At 59.1% G+C, this 1,275-nt stretch carries 1 protein-coding gene; it reads right to left on the bottom strand.

Features of this window, described 5'->3' with window-relative positions; translation table 11 throughout:
- Positions 1-30 precede the first annotated feature (30 nt).
- Positions 31-1,211, bottom strand: a protein-coding gene (locus tag PCE31106_RS23855) for an IS3 family transposase (RefSeq protein ID WP_150564893.1) whose coding sequence is annotated in 2 segments (ribosomal slippage) — positions 31-929 and positions 929-1,211 — 1,182 coding nt in all. Because the reading frame shifts where the segments join, the coding sequence is not laid out codon by codon here.
- Positions 1,212-1,275: the final 64 nt, after the last annotated feature.

Raw genomic sequence — 1,275 nt, 5'->3', positions numbered from 1 at the left:
TGACCCTGCCTCGTTTTCACGTACAGCAAGTCATGCGGTAAGCAATGCGGCCTCGTAGTCGACGGGAGTACGAAAATCGATCGAGGTATGCAAGCGCTGTCGATTGTAATAGCCCTCGATCCAGTCGACGATGTCCAGGCGCGCCTGTGCTCTCGTTTCATAGTGAACCTGATAGATTCTCTCGACCTTCAGTGTCTTGAAGAAGCTCTCCATCGGGGCGTTGTCCCAGGCATTGGCACGACGACTCATCGAGATACTGGCTTTGAAATCGGCGGCCAGATCCCGGTACATCTGACTTGCGTATTGGCTCCCGCGATCGGAATGCAACAGCAATCCTGGCGCCGGTTTGCGTTGCCAACACGCGCTGCGCAGTGCCTGGCAGACCAGTTCCGCATTGATGCGCTCGGACATTGACCAGCCCACGATGCGCCGGCTTGCCAGATCGAGGATTGCCGCCAGATACAGCCAGCCTTCGCTGGTCCTGACAAACGTGATGTCGCTGACCCACGCCCGATCAAGCGTCCAGCCGTTGAAGCGACGATCGAGTAGGTTCGGTGCCACCGGCAGGCGATGCGCCGAATCGGTCGTGACCCGGTAGGGGCGTTTGTAGACTGGACGCAAACCCAGGCGTAGCAGGCTACGCCGCACGCGCTCGGCGCTTGCCGATTGGCCCTGCTCACGCAACTGTCGCACGATGCGAGGACGGCCATAGCTGCCACGACTGGCGCGGTGAATGGTGCTAACCGCTACATCGAGCGCTGCATTGGCACGAGCACGCTTGCTCGCTCCTCGGCAGCGCCACTGACAATAGCCGCTGCGCGAGACATCAAGTATCCGACACAGGCGACTGACGCTGTACTGGTCGCGGTGAGTATCGATCCATGCGTACTTCACCGCGACCCCTTCGCGAAGTACGCCGTCGCTTTTGAGAGAATTTCGATGTCCAATTTCGCGCTGGCCAACTCCTTTCGCAGCCGGCTGTTCTCCGCCTCCAACTCGTTCAGTGGGCGAGTGGTTCGTGTCGCGGTCGTGGCGTGAGTGTCGCTTGGATTCACGCCGTCGCGCGCGCCCCGTATCCAGTTTCCCAATGTCGCCACCGGTACGCCAAGCCTGCGGGCAGCCTCATGCTGCCCGACCGACTCCCCAAGCCTCACGGCCTCTATCTTGAATTCGTCCGTGTATCGCCTTTTCGGTACTGATCTTTCTGACATATAACCCTCCGTACAAACAGGAAATTAACAAATTCCTCATGTACGTGAAACCGGGGCAGGATCA

Source organism: Pandoraea cepalis (assembly GCF_902459665.1).
Lineage (GTDB): Bacteria > Pseudomonadota > Gammaproteobacteria > Burkholderiales > Burkholderiaceae > Pandoraea > Pandoraea cepalis.
This window is presented reverse-complemented; position numbering and strand designations above follow the sequence as displayed.